Below are 21293 nucleotides of genomic sequence, written 5' to 3'. Positions count from 1 at the left end.
CACATGACCGTCAGCAGACGACTCTTCATGGCCGCGTCCGTCGGTACGGCGGTGGCGGCGTCGAGCGCCTCGCTCGCCGCCGCGGCGTCCCGCACCCCGGAGGCCGGGCGCGCCGTATCGGCCGGACCCCAGCCCCCGTACCGCATCGCCATCAGCGCCACCGACACCCCCGACGAGGTGGTCGCCAAGGCGGCCCGGGTCCGGCCGACGCGGCGGCAGGTGGCCTGGCAGCGCCTGGAGCGGACCGCGTTCCTGCACTTCGGCGTGAACACCTTCACCGGCCTGGAGTGGGGCACGGGCGACGAGGACCCGGACGTCTTCCAGCCCGCGGGCCTCGACACCGACCAGTGGGCGCGCGCCCTGCGCGACGGCGGCTTCGAACTGGCGATCCTCACGGTGAAACACCACGACGGCTTCGTGCTCTACCCCTCGCGCCACACCAAGCACTCGGTGGCGAGCAGCAGTTGGCGCGGCGGCAAGGGTGACGTCCTGCGTGACTTCACCGCCTCCCTGCGCAAATACGGGCTCAAGGTGGGCGTGTACGTCTCGCCCGCCGACGAGAACCAGTACCTGCACGGCGTGTACGCCAACGGCAGCGCGCGCTCGCCCCGCACCGTCCCGACACCGGTGCCCGGCGACGACCGGCCCGCCGCCGACACCTTCACGCTGGACGCGACGGACTACGGCGCGTACATGCTCAACCAGCTCCACGAGGTCCTCACCGAGTACGGACCCGTCGACGAGGTGTGGTTCGACGGCGCGCAGGGCCGCATCCCGCCGGAGAAGGTCGAACGCTACGACTGGGACAGCTGGTACGCCCTGATCCGCGCCCTCGCGCCGGACGCCGTGATCGCCGTGCGCGGGCCCGATGTGCGCTGGGTCGGCAACGAGGGCGGGCTCGCCCGCGAGGACGAGTGGAGCGTGGTGCCGGTCAAGGACTCCGGCAACGGCAGCGTCGACTACGCGCTGCCCTACGACGCCCCCGACCAGGGCAGCCGCGCGGCACTCGCCGAGGCGCGCGCCGTGGCCCAGTACGTGCAGTGGTGGCCGGCCGAGTGCGACGTGTCGATCCGGCCCGGCTGGTTCTTCCACGAGGACGAACGGCCCAAGTCCGTGGAGCAGTTGACGGACATCTGGTTCCGGTCGGTGGGCCGCAACGCCGTACTGCTCCTGAACATCCCGCCGGACAAGCGTGGCCTGCTGCCCGACGCCGACGTGGCGCGGCTGCGGGAGTTCCGGCAGCGGATCGACGCGGAACTGCCCGCCGACCTCGCCGCCGCCCCGGGCGCGCGGGTGGTGCGGCGCGGCGGCGTGGTCACCGTCGACCTCGGCCGCGAACGGGAGGCCGACCGCGTACGCCTCGCGGAGGACGTGCCGCGGGCCGGGCAGCAGATCGAGTCGTTCGTGGTCGAGGCCCGGTCCGGCGACGGCACGTGGACGAAGGTCGCCGGGGCGGGCACGGTCGGCGCGAGCCGGGTCCTTGTCCTCGCGGCCCCGGTGCGGGCGCGGCACTGGCGGGTGCGGGTGACCGGGGCGCGGGGGAGGGTGCGGTTCGGGGAGGTGGGGCTGTACCGGTCCGAGGCCGGCTAAATAGAACGATCGATTTAGAGCGGACAGTAAAGGGCGGCGGTGGTCCGCCCGCTCCGGATAGCTTCGCCCGCATGGCTGATGAACACTTCCAGGACCCGCGCCTCGCCGCGCTCTACGACCCGCTGGATCCCGACCGCGGCGACCTCGACCCGTATCTGCGTCTCGCGGAGGAGTTCGGCGCGCGCCGGGTCCTGGACATCGGCTGCGGCACCGGGGTGTTCGCGCTGCTGCTCGCCGAGCGCGGGATCGACGTCGTCGGAGTCGATCCCGCCCTTGCCTCCCTCGACGTGGCCCGGGGCAAGCCGGGCGGTGAGCGGGTGCGGTGGATCCACGGCGATGCGACGGAGCTGCCGCCGCTGCGGGTGGACCTCGCGACGATGACGGCGAACGTCGCCCAGGCGATCACCGACCCCGGGGCGTGGCGGGCGACGCTGAAGGGCGCCCACGAAGCGCTGCGTCCGGGCGGGCATCTCGTGTTCGAGACGCGGGATCCGTCCCGGCGGGCCTGGGAGACGTGGAACCGGGAGGCTTCCCATGGGGTGACCGAGGTCGCGGGCGTGGGGGCCGTCGAGAGCTGGGTGGACCTGGTCGAGGTGGACGGGCCGTTGGTGAGGTTCCGCTGGAGCTATGTGTTCGCCGCGGACGGGCAGGTGCTCACCTCGGAGTCGACGCTGCGGTTCCGGGAGCGGCAGGAGGTCGAGGGGGACCTGCTCGCTCAGGGGTTCGTCGTGGACGACGTGCGGGACGCGCCGGACCGGCCGGGCCGGGAGCTGGTGTTCGTGGCGCGGCGGCCGGAGGGGTGAGCCGGGGTGGCACCGGCGCCGCCGAGCGGGGCGGCGGTGGCCAATAGGCTCTGCTGTGACACCAGTACACGCTGTGTCCGAACGAACGGGGAACCGCATGCCCGCTTACGCCGTCGTCAACGTCGATGTGCTCGACGAGGAGGCCGGCTTGGCCTACGCACGCGTGGCCCAGAGGTCCATCCTCAGCCACGGCGGCCGTTACCTGGTCGCGGGCCCCACGCCCAAGCCCGTCGAAGGCACCTGGGACTCCTCCCGGTTCATAGTCATCGAGTTTCCCGACATGGACCGGATCCGCGAGTGGTACGACTCCCCCGACTACCGGCGGGCCCGGGAGATCCGGGAGGGCAAGGTCCGGGTCGGGATGCTGTTCGTCGAGGGCGCACCGCCCGAGGGCTTCTCCCTCCCGGACTGAGAAGGGATCATGCTCGGCCGGCTCGATAGTCTGTGTGGATGAAGAGTGAGTCAGTGACCGAGCTGCCGCAGGCCGAGTACCGAAGCGTCTGGAACCGCTTCGACGCGGAGTTCGCATTCCAGCCGAGCATGAACCCGGCCGAGTGGCCTGCCATCAAGGAGCCGGCCGATTCCGTCACATGGAGCCTGGCGGCGCTGGACGAAGATCCGGGCGATGTGCGCCTGGACCGCTTCGTCGCGGTGGTCAAGCAGGGGCTGACCGCGTGCGTCGAGCCGGAGGACAGGCTGTACGCGCTCGACTGGCAGCACACGTCCTACTCCTTCGCGCCCCATCGCGTCAGCGGCCGTGGAGAGAATTCGTGGCCGCTGAGTCCTTACCCCAACGGCGACTACTACATCTACCTCTCGCAGGACTTCCGGCTCGGCAGCTTCGGGCACCCCTGGGAGTCGTCGGTGTGCCTGTTCGGGCAGAAGCTGCTGGATGCGGTGGCCGCCGAACTCGACGATGTCCTGGGACCCCCGTTGCGCGGGGGCCCATCGCTCACGTAAAGGGCCGCTCCACCCACCGCCGGATCACCCCCGCTGCCGCGTCCGCGACCTCGTGCCCCGTCGGCCGGGTCACCAGGTCGCTGAGGGCGAACATGTCGAGGACGCGGCCCAGGTACTCCCAGTCCTCGTCGGGGAGTGCCCGTCCGTCACGGAACCCGTGGCGGAAGCCGTCGAGGAAACCGTCGGGGTACGTGTCGCCGAACCGCAGCATGTTCGCCGCGTCGCCGTACGGGCAGCCGGAGTAGCTGAACTCCCAGTCGAGGACGGCGTCCACGCGCCAGTCGGCGTCGTCGGCGCGGGAGACGAGGATGTTCTTGGGGTTGATGTCGGCGTGCACCAGGCGGGCCTGGTCGTCGATGGCGGCCAGCGCGGGCGCGTGGGCCTCGCACAGCTTCACCCAGGCCCGCCGCGTGGCGAGGTCGAGCCGCGAGGCGGGCACCGCGGCCACGCACGCCTCGGCGACCTCCGGCAACTGCCGTGACCACGGTTGTTCGTCCCGCCCCACGGTGAGCCGTGCGTCGGTGAAGAAGCCGGGCCGGTCGAAGGTCACGGTCCCGATCCGGGCGACGACACGGCCGACTTCGGCGCCGAGCGCGGCGAGGGAGCGGCGGTCCACGCCACCTCCGTCGAGTACGTGACTGAGCGGTGTCCCCGGCACGTACTCCAGGACCATCGCGGCGCGGGCCTCGTCCGGTTCGACCACGGCGGGCAGCACACGCAGCACCTCGGGCACGGGCACACGCGTCCGGCCCGCCGCCATCACCGCGGCCTCCACGGCGGGAGCGGCACCGCCGAGCCGCGCGACCGCACGCCCGCCGCCGGCGAGGCTCAGCAGCGACGTCTCGTGGGAGAACCCTCCCGCCAGCGGCCGCGCCCCGACCACCGCGCGGCCCAGCGCCTCGCCGATCCGCAGCGTCTCCGTCAGCTCCATCGCCCCAGTGTCCCCGACGCGACGGACGCACCGGGCCGCCGGGCCGCCGGGCCCCGACCTCACCCGGGCGTCGGGCCCCGCACCGTCCCCGTGCTCTCCCGCTCGATCAGCCGGGGCAACGGCACCTGTACCGTCCCCGACGGCCCGTCGTCGAGGAGCCCGAGCAGCTCCCGCGCCGCCGTCCGCCCGAAGGACACCGTGTCGCGGGACAGCGCCGTGAGCCACGGGTGCACCATCCGGCACAGCGCCGAGTCCTCCCAGGCCACCACGGACACCTCGTCCGGCACCGCGAAGCCGAGGGACGCCGCCGCGGCCACCCCGGCCACGGCCATCACGTCGTTGTCGTACACGAGAGCCGTCGGCGGCGACTCGGCGCTCAGCACGCGGCGCGTGACCGCCGCGCCCTCCGCGTCCGAGTAGTCCGTGGTGACCGACCGCACCTCGGTGAGCCCGCGCCGGTCGGCCTCCGCGCGCAGGGTGCGGATGCGGCGCTCGGTGTGCGCGAGACCGGGCAGCCCGGCGATGTGTACGACACGGCGGTGGCCGAGCGTGTGCAGGTGGCCCACGACGGACTCCATCGCGCCCGCGTCGTCGGCCCAGACGGTGGACTGGCCGGGGCGCAAGGGCCGTTCGGGATCGGGCACGCCGCCGGTGACGACCGCGGGCAGGCCGAGCTCCTCCAGGAGCGCGGGCCGCGGGTCGTCCGTGCGCGGGTCCACGACGAGGACGCCGTCGACGCGGTGCTCGGCCCACCACCGCCGGTACACCGCGCACTCCGCGGCGACGTCCTCCACCACCTGGAACAGCAGGCCCAGTTGGCGCTCGGCCAGGACCTCCTGGACGCCCGAGATGAGCTGAAGGAAGAACGAGTCGACGCCGAGCGTGGCGGCCGGCCGGGCCACCACCAGGCCGACCGTCGCCGCGCCCTCGCCCGACAGAGCGCGCGCCGCCGTGCTGGGCCGCCAGCCCAACTGCTCGGCGACCCTGCGCACCCGGTCACGGGTGATGTCGGAGACCCCGGGGCGGTCGTTGAGCGCGAAGGACACGGCGCTCTCGGACACCCCGGCGCGGCGCGCGATGTCCTTCATGGTCGGCCGGCGAGCCGGTGACCGTTTGCCTTGCACGCGTTGCCTCCTCGGCGACGTACGTACTAATGCGCTTGAGCCGGATCAGCCTAAAGCGCATTAGTCATCTCTGGCAAGGTATTCAACAAACCTCTCTGACCAGGGAGTTCGTACCCGCGAACGCCAGCGATCCCAGCAAATTGTCACCAATCCATTGACTTTTTACTTCCGCTCCATGCAGGGTCTGCCTCGGTGCGATGCGACGCGGCCGATGCCGCCGCCGTCCCCTCGCAGCCGCCCCCGCCGGGCCGAGCAAAGGAGCCGTTCACCGTGCGTGTTTACCAGAGTTCCCGGATTTCCCGGAGTTCGCGGATATCCCGCAGTTCCCGCAGTCCCCGCAGGGCGGTCACCGCCGCCGCCCTCGCCGCCGCCCTGCTCGGCCTGAGCGCCTGCGGCGGCGGTGACGACAGCGGCTCGGCGGACGCCTCCGGCAAGGTCGAGGGCGAGATCACCTTCCAGACCTGGAACCTGAAGGCCAACTTCAAGTCGTACTTCGAGGGCCTGGTCGACGACTTCGAGAAGAAGTACCCCGACGCGAAGGTGAAGTGGGTCGACCAGCCCGGCGAGGGCTACGCCGACAAGATCAGCGCCGACGCCGCGGGCGGCACACTGCCCGACGTCGTGAACGTCTCGCCCGACCTGGTGGCCCCGCTCGCCAAGGCCGGACTCGCGCTCGACCTGGACAAGTCGGCCGGGAAGTACGAGAAGGAGTACCTGCCGGGCGCCTGGAAGAGCCACCAGGTGCCGGGCATGGAGGGGACGTACGCCTTCCCCTGGTACCTGAACACCGGGCCGCTGTTCTACAACAAGCGCCTGTTCAAGGACGCGGGCCTGGACGCGAACAAGCCGCCGAAGACGTACGACGAGCTGTTCACCGACGCCGAGGCGCTGGCGAAGAAGAGCAAGGGCGACGTCGCCACCCTCGCCAACGTCCCGACGATCGAGGACTTCGGGCGCTACGGCGTGCCCCTGATGAACAAGGAAGGCACCGGCTTCACCTTCAACGGCGCCAAGGGCGTCGAACTCCTCACCAAGTACAAGGAGTTGTACGACGCCAAGGCGCTGGACGGCCAGGCGCTCACGGCGACGCCCGAGTCGACCGGCAAGAAGTTCCTCACCGAGGCCGTCGCCATGAACCCGGGCAGCGCCCTCGACCTGGAGAAGTTCAAGAAGGACGCGCCGCGGCTCTACGAGAACATCGGCATCACGCCGCAGATCAGCAACACCGGCAAGGACAACATGTACGTGATGGGCGTGATGGTGAACACGCGCACCAAGCGCACGCCCGCCGCCGTCGCCTTCGCGCACTTCGTCACCGACGCGCAGCGCCAGATGTCCTTCGCCAAGAAGGTCGCCATCTTCCCGAGCACCAAGGGCTCCCTGGACGACCCGTACTTCACCAAGGCGGACGGCACGGACGAGACCCGGGTGCGGATCGCCGCGGCCAAGTCCCTGAAGACGGCGGTGAATTACACGCCCGTGCTGTTCAGCGAGCAGATGAAGGTGGAGCTGCGCAACGCCGTCGCCCGCGCGCTGCAGGGCAAGCAGAGCCCCGAGGAAGCGCTTGACAACGCTGTCAAGGCCTGCGACCGGCTGCTGAAGCAGAGCTGAGCCCCGCGCACATGAAGAGCACAGCAGCAGCATCCGCATCGGCCACCGCGGGCCCTCCGGGGCCACCGGTCAAGGCCCGCCCCTCCGGGACACCGAAAGCCGCCGCCCCGCAGGGGCGCCGCATCCGCCGTCAACTGGTCACGAGCCCCTGGCTGTTCGCCGCCCCGGGCCTCGCGATCGTCGGCATCTTCATCCTCTATCCGTTCGTCAGCACGGTCATCAACTCCTTCACGGACAAACGGCAGTTGATCGAGGGCAAGTACGTCGGGCTCGCCAACTTCCGCGAGCTGCTGCACGACGACATGTTCTGGATCGGCCTGCGCAACAGCACGCTGTACGTCCTCGTGGTGGTGCCCGCGCTCGTCGTGCTGCCGCTGCTGCTCGCGCTGCTGGTGCAGAAGCAGATCCCCGGCATCACGTTCTTCCGGTCGGCGTTCTACACGCCGGTGGTCGCCTCCATCGTCGTGGTCGGCCTGATCTGGGTGTGGATGCTCGACGAACGCGGCCTGGTGAACGCCGTCCTGGAGGCGGTGGGCGCGGGCAAGGTCGGCTTCCTCAGCGACCAGTGGCTGCTGCTGTTCTCCGCCATGGGCGTCACGGTCTGGAAGGGCCTCGGCTACTACATGATCATTTATCTCGCGGCGCTTGCGAACGTGCCCCGTGAGCTGCACGAGGCCGCCGCCGTGGACGGCGCCGGGCCGGTGCGCCGCTTCATCTCCGTCACCGTCCCGGCCGTGCGCTCCACCATGGTGCTCGTCGCCGCGCTGTCCTCGGTGGCCGCGTTCAAGGTCTTCTCCGAGGTGTATCTGATGGCGGGTCCCGCGGGCGGTCCCGCGGGCGAGGACACCACCCTCGTGATGCTCGTGCAGCGCACCGGCACCGGCCTGACCGGCCGCGTCGGCTACGCCTCCGCGATCTCCGTGGTCATCTTCGTCGTCACCGTCGCGCTGATGCTGCTCGTGCTGCGCGCGGACCGGAAGGAGGACAAGTGATGCCCGCGCCGACGACCACCACCAAGGACGCCCCCGAACCCGGGGCGGACGCGGCCGAGTCCACGCCGCGTGCGCGCAGGCGGCGCCGGCGGGTCACGGACGAGAACGGGCGGCGCATGCCCATGTGGGAACTGCTGCTGCGGTACGCCCTGCTGCTCGTCGTCCTCGCCGTGATGATCGGCCCGTTCCTGTGGCAGCTCTCGACCTCGCTGAAGGGCCCGCACGAGAACATCTTCAGCTCCCCGCCGAGCTTCCTGCCCTCCGACCCGACCCTGCACAACTACGAGCGCGTCGCCGACACGATCCCCGTCTGGGACTACGCCCTCAACTCCCTGAAGGTCGCCGCCGCGAACGTCTTCACCAACTGCGTGGGCGCCGCCCTCGCCGGCTACGCCCTGGCCCGGCTTCGCTACCGCGGCCGCAAGGCTGCCACGCTCGTGTTCATCCTGGCCATGCTGGTGCCCGTCGAGGGCATCATCATCGCCCAGTTCACGACGATGCGGGACCTCGACCTGAACAACACCCTCATCGGCGTGCTGCTGCCCGGCTGCATCTCCGCCCTCAACGTGCTCCTGATGCGCAACGCCTTCCTCAATCTGCCCTACGAGGTGGAGGAGGCCGCGTTCGTCGACGGGGCCAACGTGTGGCAGCGGTTCTTCCGCATCGCCCTGCCCGCCGTGAAGGGGACCCTCGCCGTCGTGGCGATCTTCGCCTTCATGGGCGCCTGGGACGACTTCCTGTGGCCGCTCATCGTGCTCAGCGACCCCGACAAGTTCACCCTCACCATCGGCCTCAACTACCTGCACGGCACCTTCGCCAACGACGAACGCCTTGTCGCCGCGGGCACCGTGATCGCGGTGCTGCCACTGATCGTGCTCTTCGCCTGCCTGCAGCGGTACTTCTTCCGAGGCGTCGGCGAGGGCGCGGTCAAGGGCTGACCCCCGTACCCCCCAGCTCCCAGAACCAGGATCCGCATTGACCTCTGACGACCTGCCCGGCGCGGCGCCCGCCGCCGCGCCCCGCTTCGGCGCCAACTACACCCCCAGCCAGGGGTGGTTCCACCACTGGCTCGACTTCGACCTCGACGCCGTACGCCGCGACCTCGACGCCGTCGCCGCGCTCGGGCTCGACCACGTCCGGGTCTTCCCCATCTGGCCGTACTTCCAGCCCAACCGCACCCTGATCCGGCCGCGCGCCGTCGAGCAGCTCGTCGCGCTCGCCGACGCCGCCGCCGAGCGCGGGCTCGACGTGAACGTCGACGGGCTCCAGGGGCATCTGTCGAGCTTCGACTTCCTGCCCGCGTGGACGCAGACCTGGCACCGGCGCAACCTCTTCACCGACCCCGACGTGATCTCCGGGCAGCGCGCGTACCTGCGTACGCTCGCCGCCGCGCTCGCCGACCGGCCGAACTTCATCGGCATGACCATCGGCAACGAGATCAACCAGTTCGCGGCCGGGCCGCACCCCGACCCCGACCGCATCACGCAGGAGCAGGCCGAGGCGTGGCTGCGCGAGGTCCTGTCCGCCTGCGAGGAGGGCGCGCCGGGGCGGCTGCATCTGCACGCCGAGTACGACGCCGCCTGGTACCAGGACGACCAGCCGTTCACACCCGCGCAGGCCGCGCGGCTCGGGGGTGCCACGGCCGTGCACTCCTGGGTGTTCAACGGGACCGCGCAGCGGCACGGGCGGGACGGCGTGGCCACCGGGCAGCATGCCGCGTACATGATCGAGCTGTCCAAGGCGTGGGCCCTTGAGCCGGGGCGGCCCGTGTGGCTCCAGGAGGTCGGGGCGCCCGCCCCCCTCATCCCGGCCGCGGACGCCGCCGCCTTCACCGAGGCCACGGTTTCCGCTGCGCTCGACTGCGCGGATGTGTGGGGGGTGACGTGGTGGTGCTCCCACGACGTGTCGCGCTCCCTCTCCGATTTCCCCGAACTCGAGTACAGCCTCGGGCTGTTGACGAACGACGGGCGGGTGAAGCCCGCGGGTGCCGCGCTGGCCCGGCTGGCGAAGGAGTGGCGGGGCGGGGCGTACGCGCCCGCGCCCCGGACGACGGGGCTCGTCGTCGACGTGGGTGCCGATCTCGGGCGGCGGTCCGTGTGTGCGCCCGGTGGGGCGGTGTTCGAGGCGTTCGCCCGGCTGGTGGCCGACGGGGTGCGGCCCGCCCTTGTCCTCTCGGAGCGGGCGGACGACGGTGCGCACCTCGCTGCGCGGGGCATCCGGGAGGTGGTGCGCCCGCCCGAAGTCCTGGGCTGAGGTCCCTGGGGGCTCCGCCCCCAGACCCCCATTTCCCACCCACCCGCCTTTACCTGTCCTACCGGACGCAGTCGGCACGACCTGGGCACATTCCAGCCCGTCCGGCGTTTGAGGACGAGGCCGTCCAAGCCGATACGGGGGTCCAGGGGGCGGAGCCCCCTGCCCGCGGCGGAGCCGCCGATCGATGCAGCGGAACGGGGCGGGACTGGGGCGCACCCCGCGAGGCCACCGAACCCCACCCACCGAACGTAGCGAAACCGGAGAACGCCACATGCACGACGACCGTCGCCTCGTCGAGGGGCGCCTCAAGCGCGTCCTCGACGAGCGCATCCGCCCCGCCGTCTACCCCCACTCCGTCCCCCTGGACATCGCCGTCTGGAACGCCCCGGGCGAACCGGTCCCCGTGGCCGAAGGCCTGGCGGCCGAGACCGAGCCCATAGCGGCGGGCACCCGCTGGGGCGCCCCCTGGGGCACGAGCTGGTTCCGGGTCACGGGCACCGTCCCGCCCGAGTGGGCGGGCAAGACGGTCGAGGCCATCCTGGACCTCGGCTTCGACGAGAACATGCCGGGCTTCCAGTGCGAGGGCCTCGTATACCGCCCGGACGGCACTCCGGTCAAGGGCCTCAACCCTCGCAATCAGTGGGTGCGCATCGCGACGCCCGCCGAGGGCGGCGAGAGCGTCCACCTGCACATCGAGGCCGCCTCCAACCCGGTCATCCTGGACTACCACCCCTTCCTGCCCACCCAACTGGGCGACAAGGAGACGGCGGGCACGGAACCCCAGTACCGCCTGGAACGCATGGACCTCGCCGTCTTCGACGAGGCGGTGTGGCAGCTCGCCATAGACCTGGAGGTGCTCGGTGAGCTGATGCAGGAACTTCCCGAGGACTCGGGCCGCCGCCACGAGATCCTGCGGGCCGTCGACCGCGCCCTGGACGCCGTCGACCTCCAGGACGTGAACGGCACGGCGGCCGCGGCACGGGCCGAGCTGGAAGGCGTGCTCGCGGCCCCCGCGCACGACTCCGCGCACCGCGTCAGCGCCGTCGGCCACGCCCACATCGACTCCGCCTGGCTCTGGCCGCTGCGTGAGACGGTCCGCAAGGTGGCGCGTACGACGTCCAACATGACGGCGCTGCTCGAGGACGAGCCGGACTTCGTGTTCGCGATGTCGCAGGCGCAGCAGTGGGCGTGGATCAAGGAGCACCGGCCCGAGGTGTGGGCGAAGGTGAAGAAGGCCGTCGCGGACGGCCGCTTCGTGCCGACGGGCGGCATGTGGGTCGAGTCGGACACGAACATGCCGGGCTCGGAGGCGATGGCCCGTCAGTTCGTGCACGGCAAGCGGTTCTTCCTCGACGAGTTCGGTGTCGAGAACGACGAGGCGTGGCTGCCGGACACCTTCGGCTTCGCGGCCGGGCTGCCGCAGATCATCAAGGCGGCGGGCGCCAAGTGGCTGCTCACGCAGAAGATCTCGTGGTCGCAGACCAACAAGTTCCCGCACCACACCTTCAACTGGGAGGGCATCGACGGCACCCGGATCTTCACGCACTTCCCGCCCGTCGACACGTACAACTGCGCCATGAAGGGCAGCGAGATCGCCCACGCGGCACGGAACTTCAAGGACAAGGGTGTCGCCCGGCACTCGCTCGCGCCCACCGGCTGGGGCGACGGCGGCGGTGGCACGACCCGCGAGATGATCGCGAAGGCGGGACGGCTGCGGGACCTGGAGGGTTCGGCGACCGTCCAGTGGGAGACCCCGGCCGCGTTCTTCGAGAAGGCCGAGGCCGAGTACCCGAACGCGCCGGTGTGGGTCGGCGAGCTGTACCTGGAGCTGCACCGCGCCACCCTCACCAGCCAGGCCGGCACCAAGCAGGGCAACCGCCGCAGCGAGCACCTCCTGCGGGAGGCCGAGCTGTGGGCGGCGACGGCCACGGTCAGGGCCGGATTCCCGTACCCGTACAAGGAGTTGGACCGGATCTGGAAGACGGTGCTGCTGCACCAGTTCCACGACATCCTGCCCGGCTCGTCGATCGCCTGGGTGCACCGCGAGGCCCGCGCGACGTACGCGGCGGTGGCGGCCGACCTGAACGGCATCATCGACGCCGCGCAGAAGGCCCTCGCGGGCGACGGCAGCCGGGGCCTCGTCTTCAACTCCGCGCCGCACACCCGTGACGGCGTCGCGGCGGGCGGCGCGGCGATGCCCGTCGCCGCGGGCCAGTCGGCGATCGCCGCGCGCGCCGACGGCGGCTTCGTGCTCGACAACGGTCTGCTGCGCGTCGAGATCGACGCCCGCGGCCTCGTCGTGTCGGCGTACGACATTGACGCCGGACGCGAGACCGTCGCCCCCGGCCACGCCGCGAACCTGCCCCAACTGCACGCCGACTTCCCGAACATGTGGGACGCGTGGGACGTCGACGAGTTCTACCGCAACTCCGTCACCGACCTGACCGAGGCGGAGGAGGTCGTGCCGGGTGACGGCGCCTCGGTGCGGGTCGTGCGCCGCTTCGGCGCCTCGCGCATGACCCAGGTCCTGACCCTCGCGGCGGGCGAGCGGCGGCTCGACATCGACACCGAGGTCGACTGGCACGAGACGGAGAAGTTCCTCAAGCTGGCGTTCCCGCTCGACGTGCACGCCGAGCGGTACGCGTCGGAGACCCAGTTCGGCCACTTCCACCGGCCCACGCACACCAACACGAGCTGGGAGGCCGCCAAGTTCGAGGCGTGCAACCACCGCTTCGTGCACGTCGAGGAGCCCGGCTGGGGCGTCGCCCTCGTCAACGACTCGACGTACGGCCACGACGTCACCCGCGCCGTGCGGGACACCGACGCCGGTACCACCACGACGGTGCGGGTGTCGCTGCTGCGGGCCCCGCGGTTCCCCGACCCGGAGACCGACCAGGGCCTGCACCGCTTCCGGCACGCGCTGGCGCCCGGCGCCGACGTGCTGGACGCCGTGCGCGAGGGCTACCGGATCAACCTGCCCGAGCGGCGGGTCACCGGCAGTGGCGCGGAGGTCGCGCCGCTGGTGGCCGTCGACGACGACGCGGTGGTCGTGACGGCGGTGAAGCTCGCGGACGACGGGAGCGGCGACGTGATCGTCCGCTTCCACGAGGCCCGCGGCGGACGCGCCCGCACCCGGCTCACCTTCGGCTTCGACGTGGGTTCCCTCGCCGTGACCGACCTGCTGGAGCGGCCGCTCGACGGAGTGTCGGCTCCGCAGCGGGACGGCGCGGAGGTGTCCGTGACGCTGCGGCCGTTCGAGCTGGTGACGTTGCGGGCGGGCAGGATCTGACCGGATCGGGAGGGTGTGGGCCGGCGTCGCGCGGGTGACCGTGGGACGCCGGCCGCGCTCGCGGGCTCATCGTGTCGGCGTACGGCCGAGCGAGGCCAGGAGCGCCCGCGTGCGCTCCGCCTCCGCGTCGCGGCGCTGGTCGCGGTAGAGGGCCAAGGCCTGGCTCCGGGCGCGGCGCGCCTCGGCAGGGCGGCCGAGAGACTGGTAGACGTCGCCGAGGCAGGCCAGGGCATCGGCTTCCTCGTAGGCGTCGCCCAGCTCACGGCGCAGGGCGAGTGCCTGGCGGTAGTGGTCCAGAGCCGCCGCGTACCGCCCGCTGTGGTGGGCGATGTAGCCGAGGCTGTCCAGGGTGAAGGCCTCACCCTCCAGGAAGTGGTCCCGGCGGCACAGCGTCAGGGCCCGCTCGCAGAACGCGCGGCCCTCCTGATGGTGCCCCAGGCGGGCGTGGTACCAGCCCACCGCGTTGAGTGCCTCGGCTTCCCTCGGAGGACTGTCGAGCGTTTCGCGGATGCGCAGGTTCTGGAGGGCGTGCATCAACGCCTGTGCGTCGTCGCGCTGTTGCTCCCAGGCCAGTGCGAGGTTGAGATGGGTCTGTGCCGTCCCCGCGGCGTCCTCGGCCTCCTCGAACAGGGTGAGGGCCTGCCGCAGTCGCGCCAAGGCCTCGTCGTGCCGGCCGAGGGCCACGTGGGTGCGGCCGAGGAGCCGCCGCGCCAGTGCGCGCGTGGCCGGCTCCTCGCCGGCCGCGTCGAGGGCGGCGAGTGTCGCTCCCAGCATCGTCATGCGGTCCGGCAGGAGACCGCGGCGCCAGTGAAAGGTGTCCAGTGCCCAGGCCAACCGCCACGCCTGGCCGGGCAGGCCGCGTTCCAGCGCGAAGTGGTGCGCGGCGAGCAGACAGTGGTGCTCGGCCTCGAACCACGCCATGGCCGCCGTCGCGTCCCCGAGCAAGGAGCGGGCACCCGCGGCCTCGGACGGGCTCGGTTCGATCGGTGTGAGCTGTGGGGAGAGCAGCCGGTCGCCGTCGTACGCGGTGTGGGCGTAGAAGTCGGCCAGGCGGAGCGAGGCCGCGTCCCCGATGTCGCCGGGTCGGTCCTGGCCGCGTTCGGTGGCGTAGAGGCGGACCAGGTTGTGCATGCGGTAGCGGCCCGGGGTGTGCTGCTGGACCAGGTGGGCGGCCTCCAGGGCGCGGAGTACGGCGCGGGTGCGCGCGAGGGGTGTCCCGAGGAGAGCGGCGGCGGAGTGCAGGCCGATGTCCGGTCCGGGGGCCGGGCCGAGGAACGCGAAGGCCTGGGCGGTGGGGGCGTCGAGGGCCCGGCAGGAGGTCTCGAAGACAGCTCTCAGGTCAGTGGCCAGGTCGCCGACCGTCAGGGCGTCGAGCCTGCCGGTGGCGTCGTCGAGCTCCTCGGCCAGTTCGGCGAGCGGGAAGTGGGGCTGCGCCGCCGCGCGGGCGGCCACGATGCCGAGGGCCAGCGGCAGTCCCGCACACCGCCGCAGCAGGGCGCCCACCGCGTCGGGTTCGGCCGCCAGCCGGTCGTGTCCCAGGGCGCGCGTGAGGACCTCGCGGGCCTCGGGGTCGGGGAGCGTGTCGAGCGTGAGGTGCGGGGAGCCGTGTGTGGTGGTGAGGCCGGCGAGGTGGCTGCGGCTGGTGACCAGGACCAGGCAGGTGGCGCCGCCGGGCAGCAGCGGACGGATCTGGTCGGCGTCGCGGGCGTTGTCCAGCAGGATCAGCATGCGGCGGTCGGCGACCAGGGACCGGTAGAGGCCCGCCCTGGCCTCCGCGTCGGCGGGTACCTCCTGGGGAGGGGTGCCCAGGGCGTCGAGGAAGCCGCGCAACACCCTGTCCGGCGGCTCCGGTTCGCCGGCCGGGTCGAAACCGTACAGAGCGGCGTACAACTGCCCGTCGGGGAACCGGTCGAGGTGCTGATGGGCCCAGTGCAGTGCCAGCCAGGACTTTCCGACGCCGCCCGTACCGCCGATCGTGAAGATCGTCGGTCTGCCGCCGCCTTCGGCGGGCTCCTTGAACAGGCCGTCGAGGGCGGCCAGTTCACGGTCCCGGCCGACGAACGTCGCAGGCCACGGGGGAAGTTGCCGCGGCACCGGCCGGGAGGCACGGGGTGGGCGTGAGGTGGCGGGTGTGATCGGGGCGGGGTGGAGCGCCGGGTCGGCGGCGAGGATCTGCTGATGCAGGCGTCGTAGCGGCGCGCCGGGGTCGATGCCCAGCTCCGTGGCCAGGTCCCGCCGGAGGCGTTCGTGACACGCCAGTGCCTCGGCCTGCCGCCCGCACCGGTACAGCGCCAGCATCAGATGCCCCGCCACCCGCTCGTCCAGCGGATGCGCCTCGGCCCGGCCCGACAGCTCGGTCAGCACCAGGGCGTGCTTCGCGAGGCGCAGCCGCACCTCGGTCAGATCCAACTGGGCGGCGAACCGCTCGCCGTCGAGCACGTCGCGTTGCGCGTTGAACCACGGGGTGTCCGCCCCGGCGAACGCCTCCCCGCGCCACGAGCCGAGAGCCGCCTCCAACAGGGCCTCGGCCTCCTCGTCGGCGGGCGCCGCGCGGCCCTGTTCCAGCAGGTGGTGAAACCGGTGCAGGTCGACGGCCTGGGGGCTGACCCGCAGCCGGTAGCCGCTGCCCTCCTCCCGCGTGAGGGACACGTCGTGCCCCTCCAACGCCCGGCGCAGCCGGGAGATGTACCCGTACAGGGCCCGTACGCCACTGCGCGGCCCGGCCGTCCCCCAGGCCCGGTCCACCAGCGCGTCGGCCGACACCAGTTGGTTGGCGTCCACGAGCAGCGCCGCGAGCACCCGCCGCTGCAGCGCGGGCCCGGCGTTCACCGGGACTCCGTCACGCCACACCTCGATGGGACCCAGAACTCCGAACGACACGGCCATCCCCCCTCTTGGCCCTCGCCACCATCTCCGGTGCCGACCAGGGCGTTCAAGGCGCAGTCAAGCTTTCGTGACGTTTTACGGAAGTCGGGGTCCCCGCTACCCCGCTACCCCTCCAATTGTCCCCGCAGCCAGTCCTCCACTTCGCCCACATGCGCGGCCGCCGCCGCCCGCGCCGCCTCCGGGTCCCGTGCGACCAGCGCGCGGTGGATGCGGGCGTGCTCGCGCCGGGTGCGCTCGAAGGCGCCCTCCTCCTGGTAGCCGCGCCACACGCGGGCGCGGAAGGTGCGCGAGGACAGGCCCTCCAGGATCGCCGCCATCGTGTCGTTGCCCGCCGCGAGCGCGATCGCGCGGTGGAAGGCGAGGTCGTGGGAGAGGATCTCCTCGGGGTCGTCGGTGGCGTTCATGGCCGCCAAGTGCTTCTCCACGTCGGCCAGTTGGTCCGGCGTGATGCGGGCCGCGGCGAGCGCGGTCGCGGTGGACTCCAGGACCCGGCGCACCTCCAGGAGTTCCACCAGGCGCGGGCCGCGCGACAGGTCGGCGACGACGCCGAACGTCTCCAGGAGGTCCCCGGCCTCCAGTTGCGTCACGTAGATGCCCGAGCCGTGCCGCGCCTCCAGGACGCCGAGGACCGTCAGGGCGCGGATCGCCTCCCGCATGGAGCTGCGCGAGATGCCGAGCTGGGTCGCCAGGTCCCGTTCGGTGGGCAGGCGTTGGCCCGGCTCCAGGAGTCCCTCGCCGATCATCGCCTTGATCTGCTCGATGGCCCGCTGGGTCACGGTGCCCTTCTGCGCGGGCACGGCGCCTTTCGGTACGGGGGTGGCCTGTACGGGCACGGTCTGCGCGGGCGGGGCGCTCTGCTCGCTCTGGTCCACGGGGAACGCTCCTTCACTTGCCGGTGTCGCGCAGTGTAGCCAGAGATGTGGTCCGACCACTACGGCCGGAAAGCGGGAAAAGTTGGCGACGAGGGGTGTTGTGGGCGCCAAGTGGTCTGATAAATATTCGCCCATCGGTCGCTCGACCCCTACCTGAGTCGCCCCTGTTTCCCCCCTGAATCCCCCTGAGTCCCCCTTGATCACGCTCGATGAGGAGCCGTCAGATGGTCGGCAGTAGTGTGCGGAACAGCCCCCGGAGGATGCGGAGTTCGCAGCCGGTCCGAGCCGTCGCCATGGCGGCCTGCGCCGCCCTCGCGCTCACCGCCTGCGGCAGCACGAAGGACACCGGGGGATCCGGTGGCAAGGCCGGCGGCGAGGGCAAGGTCGGCGTGGTCCTGCCGCTGCTCACCTCGCCGTTCTGGCAGTCGTACAACGACTACGTACCGAAGATGGCGAAGTCCGAGGACGTCGACGCGCTCAAGACCGTCAACTCCAACAGCGACCCCACGCAGCAGATCACCGACATCAACAACCAGCTCAACCAGGGCGTCAAGGGCCTGGTGGTGGCCCCGCTCGACAGCGCCGCCATCTCCGCCGGGCTCGACCAGGCCGAGCGCAAGGGCGTGCCCGTGGTCGCCGTCGACGTCGCGCCCGAGAAGGGCAAGGTCGCGATGGTGGTCCGCGCGAACAACGTCGCGTACGGACAGAAGGCCTGTGACTACCTGGGCAAGCAGGTCAAGAGCGGAAAGGTCGTCCAGATCATGGGGGACCTCGCGTCGGTCAACGGGCGGGAGCGCTCCGAGGCCTTCCGCGACTGCGTCAAGGACAAGTACCCGAAGCTGAAGGTCCTGGAGATCCCCGCGAAGTGGGAGTCGGACACGGCCGCGTCCAAGCTCGACACCCTGCTCAACTCCCACTCCGACCTCAAGGGCATCTACATGCAGGCGGGCGGCGTCTACCTCGCGCCCACCCTGCAGACCCTCAAGTCCAAGGGCATGCTCAAGAAGGCGGGCGAGAAGGGGCACATCACGATCGTGTCCAACGACGGCATCCCGCAGGAGTTCGACGCCATCCGCAAGGGCCAGATCGACGCGACCGTCTCGCAGCCCGCCGACTCGTACGCGAAGTACGGCATGTACTACATCAAGGCCGCGATGAACGGGAAGAAGTTCAAGCCGGGGCCGACCGACCACGACTCCACCATCGTGAAGCTGCCGAGCGGCATCCTCGAGGACCAGTTGCCTGCGCCGCTCGTCACGAAGGGGAACGTGGACGACGCCGAGCTGTGGGGCAACTCGGTCAAATGAAGTCGCCGACCCCACCGAACTCCGCGACCCCACCGAGCCCCGCGGCGCCCCCGCCCCTCGTCGAGGCGTCCGGCATCGTCAAGCGGTACGGACCCACCGTGGCCCTCCAGGACGGCCGCCTCACCGTCAGGCCCGGCGAGTCCCACGCGCTCGTCGGCCGCAACGGCGCGGGCAAGTCCACCCTCGTCACCATCCTCACCGGCCTGCAGGCCCCGGACGCGGGCACCGTCCTGTTCGACGGCGAGGGCGCGCCGCCGCTCGCCGACCGCGACGCCTGGCGCCGCAAGGTCGCCTGCGTGTACCAGCGGCCCACGGTCGTGCCCGAACTGACCGTCGCCGAGAACCTCTTCATCAACCGTCAGCCGCGGGGCCGCGGCGGATTCATCAGCTGGCGCCGCCTCAAGGCGGAGGCCGCCGAGGTCCTGCGCACCTGGGACGTGCGCGTCGACCCCGAGGCGCGCACCGCCGACCTCAAGGTCGAGGACCGCCAAATGGTGGAGATCGCACGGGCGTTGAGCTTCGGTGCGCGCTTCATCGTCCTCGACGAGCCCACCGCGCAGCTCGACAACCGCGAGATCGAGCGCCTCTTCACGCGCATGCGGACGCTGCAGGACTCCGGCGTCACGTTCCTGTTCATCTCGCACCACCTGCAAGAGGTGTACGAGGTCTGCCAGACCGTCACGGTCCTGCGCGACGCCCGCTGGATCACCACGGCCCCCGTCGCGGACCTGCCCCGCGCCGCCCTCGTGGAGGCCATGGCGGGCGAGGCGCTCACCGAGAGCAAGGCCCGCGCCAGGGCCGAGGTGCCCGCCGCCGCGCCCGTGCTGCTCGACGTGCGCGGTCTGAGCAGTCCCTCGTACGCCGACGTCGACCTCACCGTGCGCCGGGGCGAGGTCGTCGGGCTCGCCGGGTCCAGCGGCAGCGGGAAGATCAACCTCGCGGAGTCGTTCACCGGGCTGCACACGCCGACCTCGGGCACCGCCCTCCTCGACGGCGAGCCCTTGAAGTTCGGCGACGTGCCCGCCGCGCTGCGGGCCGGAGTCGGCTGCGTACCGCGCGACCGGCACGGCGAGGGCCTGGTGTTCTCCATGTCCATCGGGGACAACGCGACCATGAGCGTCCTCGGCCGGCTCGGCCGGTACGGCTTCGTCGGCTCCGACCGCAAGCGCGCCTTCGCGGGCGAGCTCATCGAGCGGCTCGACATCCACGCCGAAGGACCGGACCAGCCCGTGTCCGACCTCTCCGGAGGCAACGCGCAGAAGGTCGTGATGGCGCGCGCCCTCGCCTCCGAGCCGCGCCTGCTCGTCCTCATCAACCCCACCGCGGGCGTCGACGTGAAGTCCAAGGAGTCGCTGCTCGCCCGCGTCGACCACGCCCGCGAGGACGGCACCGCCGTGCTCGTCGTGTCCGACGAACTCGACGATCTGCGCCGCTGCGACCGCGTACTCGTCCTCTTCCACGGCCGCGTCGTCGCGGAACACGCGGCGGGGTGGCACGACCACGAGCTGATCGCGTCCATCGAGGGCGTCACGGAAACAGCGCAAGCAGCGGGACCAGCAGAAGCTGAAGGAGTGGAACAGCGTGGCTGACACCAAGGCCCCGTCGGCCTCGCCCACCGCGGCGGACATCGGCAAGAGCACCGCACCCGCGCGTTCGCAGACCCGGGCCGTGCTGCTGCGGCGCGCACGCGAACTCGCCCTCGTCCCCGCCCTGTTGCTCCTCATGGTCCTCGGCACCTTCGTCAACGACTCGTTCCTGACGGAACGCAACCTCATCTCCATCCTCGGCGCCTCCGCCGCCCTGGCGATGGTCGTCCTCGCCGAGTCGCTCGTGCTGATCACCGGCAAGTTCGACCTCTCGCTGGAGTCGGTGGTCGGCATCGCGCCCGCCATCGGCGCGCTGCTCGTGCTGCCCGCCGCCCAGGCGGGATTCGGCACCGACATGCCCGCGGCCGTGGGCATGCTCGCGATCGTGCTGGTCGGCGCGGTGATCGGCGGCTTCAACGGCATCCTCGTGGTGAAGCTGAAGCTCAACGCCTTCATCGTCACGCTCGCCATGCTGATCGTGCTGCGCGGCGTCCTCGTCGGCGCGACCAAGGGCAAGACGCTGTTCGGCATGCCCGAGTCGTTCTTCACGCTCGCTACCTCCACATTCCTGACCGTGCCGCTGTCGGTGTGGATCGCGGCGGCGGCCTTCGGCCTCACCGGGCTCGTCCTGAAGTACCACCGGGTGGGCCGCGCCCTGTACGCGATCGGCGGCAACGCGGACGCCGCGCGGGCCGCGGGCATCCGGGTGGAGCGGGTCTTGCTCTGCGTGTTCGTCGTCGCCGGGACGCTCGCCGCCGTCGGTGGACTGATGCAGACCGGCTACGTCGGCGCCATCAACGCCAACCAGGGCACGAACATGATCTTCACGGTGTTCGCGGCCGCGGTCATCGGAGGCATCAGCCTCGACGGCGGCAAGGGCACCATGTTCGGCGCGCTCACCGGCGTCCTGCTGCTCGGCGTCGTACAGAACCTGCTCACGCTCGCGCAGGTGCCGTCCTTCTGGATCCAGGCCATCTACGGCGGCATCATCCTGGTCGCCCTGATGATCGCGCGCGTCACCACGGGCCGTGCCCAGGACTGACCCCCCCTGCCCGCCCACGGCTCCCTGTTCCTTTCCGGAAAGGCCTC

General features: G+C 71.5%; 16 protein-coding genes. 12 read left to right on the top strand and 4 right to left on the bottom strand.

Annotated elements, in window-relative coordinates; all coding sequences use genetic code 11:
- Positions 1 to 3: 3 nt before the first annotated feature.
- The 4 genes from IEY91_RS38725 (at position 4) to IEY91_RS38710 (ending at position 3353) form a co-directional block, all read left to right on the top strand.
- Positions 4 to 1590 carry an alpha-L-fucosidase gene (locus IEY91_RS38725; protein ID WP_189177483.1) on the top strand — a complete coding sequence of 529 codons (1587 nt, stop codon included), beginning with the start codon at positions 4 to 6 and terminating at the stop codon, positions 1588 to 1590.
- Positions 1591 to 1661: 71 nt separating this feature from the next.
- Positions 1662 to 2393: a class I SAM-dependent methyltransferase gene (locus IEY91_RS38720; protein WP_189177482.1), complete on the top strand. Its 732-nt coding sequence runs from the start codon at positions 1662 to 1664 to the stop codon at positions 2391 to 2393.
- Positions 2394 to 2490: 97 nt separating this feature from the next.
- Positions 2491 to 2805, top strand: coding sequence for a DUF1330 domain-containing protein (locus tag IEY91_RS38715; RefSeq protein ID WP_189177481.1), 315 nt, complete (start codon positions 2491 to 2493; stop codon positions 2803 to 2805).
- 53 nt (positions 2806 to 2858) lie between these two features.
- Positions 2859 to 3353: a DUF2716 domain-containing protein gene (locus tag IEY91_RS38710; protein ID WP_229697618.1), complete on the top strand. Its 495-nt coding sequence runs from the start codon at positions 2859 to 2861 to the stop codon at positions 3351 to 3353.
- Here the strand turns inward: IEY91_RS38710 and IEY91_RS38705 are convergent.
- Together IEY91_RS38705 and IEY91_RS38700 are read right to left on the bottom strand one after the other, a co-directional pair.
- Entirely contained in the window at positions 3346 to 4284 is a 939-nt protein-coding gene (locus IEY91_RS38705) for a phosphotransferase (RefSeq protein ID WP_189177480.1), read from the bottom strand. The two genes, IEY91_RS38710 and IEY91_RS38705, sit on opposite strands and share 8 nt — an antisense overlap.
- Before the next feature lie 59 nt (positions 4285 to 4343).
- Positions 4344 to 5372, bottom strand: coding sequence for a LacI family DNA-binding transcriptional regulator (locus IEY91_RS38700; protein WP_229697616.1), 1029 nt, complete (start codon positions 5370 to 5372; stop codon positions 4344 to 4346).
- A 348-nt stretch (positions 5373 to 5720) separates the two neighbouring features.
- On the opposite strand from IEY91_RS38700, the gene IEY91_RS38695 reads away from it, so the two are divergent.
- The 5 genes from IEY91_RS38695 (at position 5721) to IEY91_RS38675 (ending at position 13553) form a co-directional block, all read left to right on the top strand.
- Positions 5721 to 7019 (top strand): extracellular solute-binding protein, encoded by a 1299-nt coding sequence (locus IEY91_RS38695; RefSeq protein WP_189177512.1) that lies wholly within the window; start codon positions 5721 to 5723, stop codon positions 7017 to 7019.
- Between the two features lie 11 nt (positions 7020 to 7030).
- Complete coding sequence (locus IEY91_RS38690; protein WP_164317971.1) at positions 7031 to 8011, top strand: carbohydrate ABC transporter permease; 981 nt, start codon at positions 7031 to 7033, stop codon at positions 8009 to 8011.
- A 116-nt stretch (positions 8012 to 8127) separates the two neighbouring features.
- Positions 8128 to 8949, top strand: coding sequence for a carbohydrate ABC transporter permease (locus IEY91_RS38685; RefSeq protein WP_189177511.1), 822 nt, complete (start codon positions 8128 to 8130; stop codon positions 8947 to 8949).
- A 37-nt stretch (positions 8950 to 8986) separates the two neighbouring features.
- Complete coding sequence (locus tag IEY91_RS38680) at positions 8987 to 10264, top strand: glycoside hydrolase 5 family protein (protein WP_189177478.1); 1278 nt, start codon at positions 8987 to 8989, stop codon at positions 10262 to 10264.
- Between the two features lie 271 nt (positions 10265 to 10535).
- On the top strand, positions 10536 to 13553 hold the full coding sequence (locus IEY91_RS38675; RefSeq protein ID WP_189177477.1) for an alpha-mannosidase: 3018 nt from the start codon (positions 10536 to 10538) through the stop codon (positions 13551 to 13553).
- Positions 13554 to 13619: 66 nt separating this feature from the next.
- Here the strand turns inward: IEY91_RS38675 and IEY91_RS38670 are convergent, their stop codons facing one another.
- Positions 13620 to 16439, bottom strand: a complete 2820-nt coding sequence (locus tag IEY91_RS38670) for an AfsR/SARP family transcriptional regulator (protein WP_189177476.1) — start codon at positions 16437 to 16439, stop codon at positions 13620 to 13622.
- Positions 16440 to 16543: 104 nt separating this feature from the next.
- Positions 16544 to 17272: a FadR/GntR family transcriptional regulator gene (locus IEY91_RS38665; protein WP_373288118.1), complete on the bottom strand. Its 729-nt coding sequence runs from the start codon at positions 17270 to 17272 to the stop codon at positions 16544 to 16546.
- A gap of 263 nt (positions 17273 to 17535) precedes the next feature.
- Between IEY91_RS38665 and IEY91_RS38660 the strand changes: the two genes are divergently transcribed.
- The 3 genes from IEY91_RS38660 to IEY91_RS38650 are packed head-to-tail and all read left to right on the top strand — an operon-like array spanning position 17536 to position 21246.
- Positions 17536 to 18618, top strand: coding sequence for a sugar ABC transporter substrate-binding protein (locus IEY91_RS38660; RefSeq protein WP_189177475.1), 1083 nt, complete (start codon positions 17536 to 17538; stop codon positions 18616 to 18618).
- Positions 18615 to 20207 carry a sugar ABC transporter ATP-binding protein gene (locus tag IEY91_RS38655; protein ID WP_189177474.1) on the top strand — a complete coding sequence of 531 codons (1593 nt, stop codon included), beginning with the start codon at positions 18615 to 18617 and terminating at the stop codon, positions 20205 to 20207. The genes IEY91_RS38660 and IEY91_RS38655 overlap by 4 nt, the downstream gene beginning before the upstream one ends.
- Positions 20200 to 21246: an ABC transporter permease gene (locus IEY91_RS38650; RefSeq protein ID WP_229697614.1), complete on the top strand. Its 1047-nt coding sequence runs from the start codon at positions 20200 to 20202 to the stop codon at positions 21244 to 21246. Before IEY91_RS38655 ends, IEY91_RS38650 begins: the two co-directional genes overlap by 8 nt.
- The last annotated feature ends 47 nt before the right edge of the window (positions 21247 to 21293 follow it).

The sequence above is a fragment of the Streptomyces lasiicapitis genome (assembly GCF_014646335.1).
Classification (GTDB): domain Bacteria; phylum Actinomycetota; class Actinomycetes; order Streptomycetales; family Streptomycetaceae; genus Streptomyces; species Streptomyces lasiicapitis.
The sequence above is the reverse complement of the archived record's forward strand: the minus strand, read 5'-3'. Positions and strand labels throughout refer to the sequence as shown.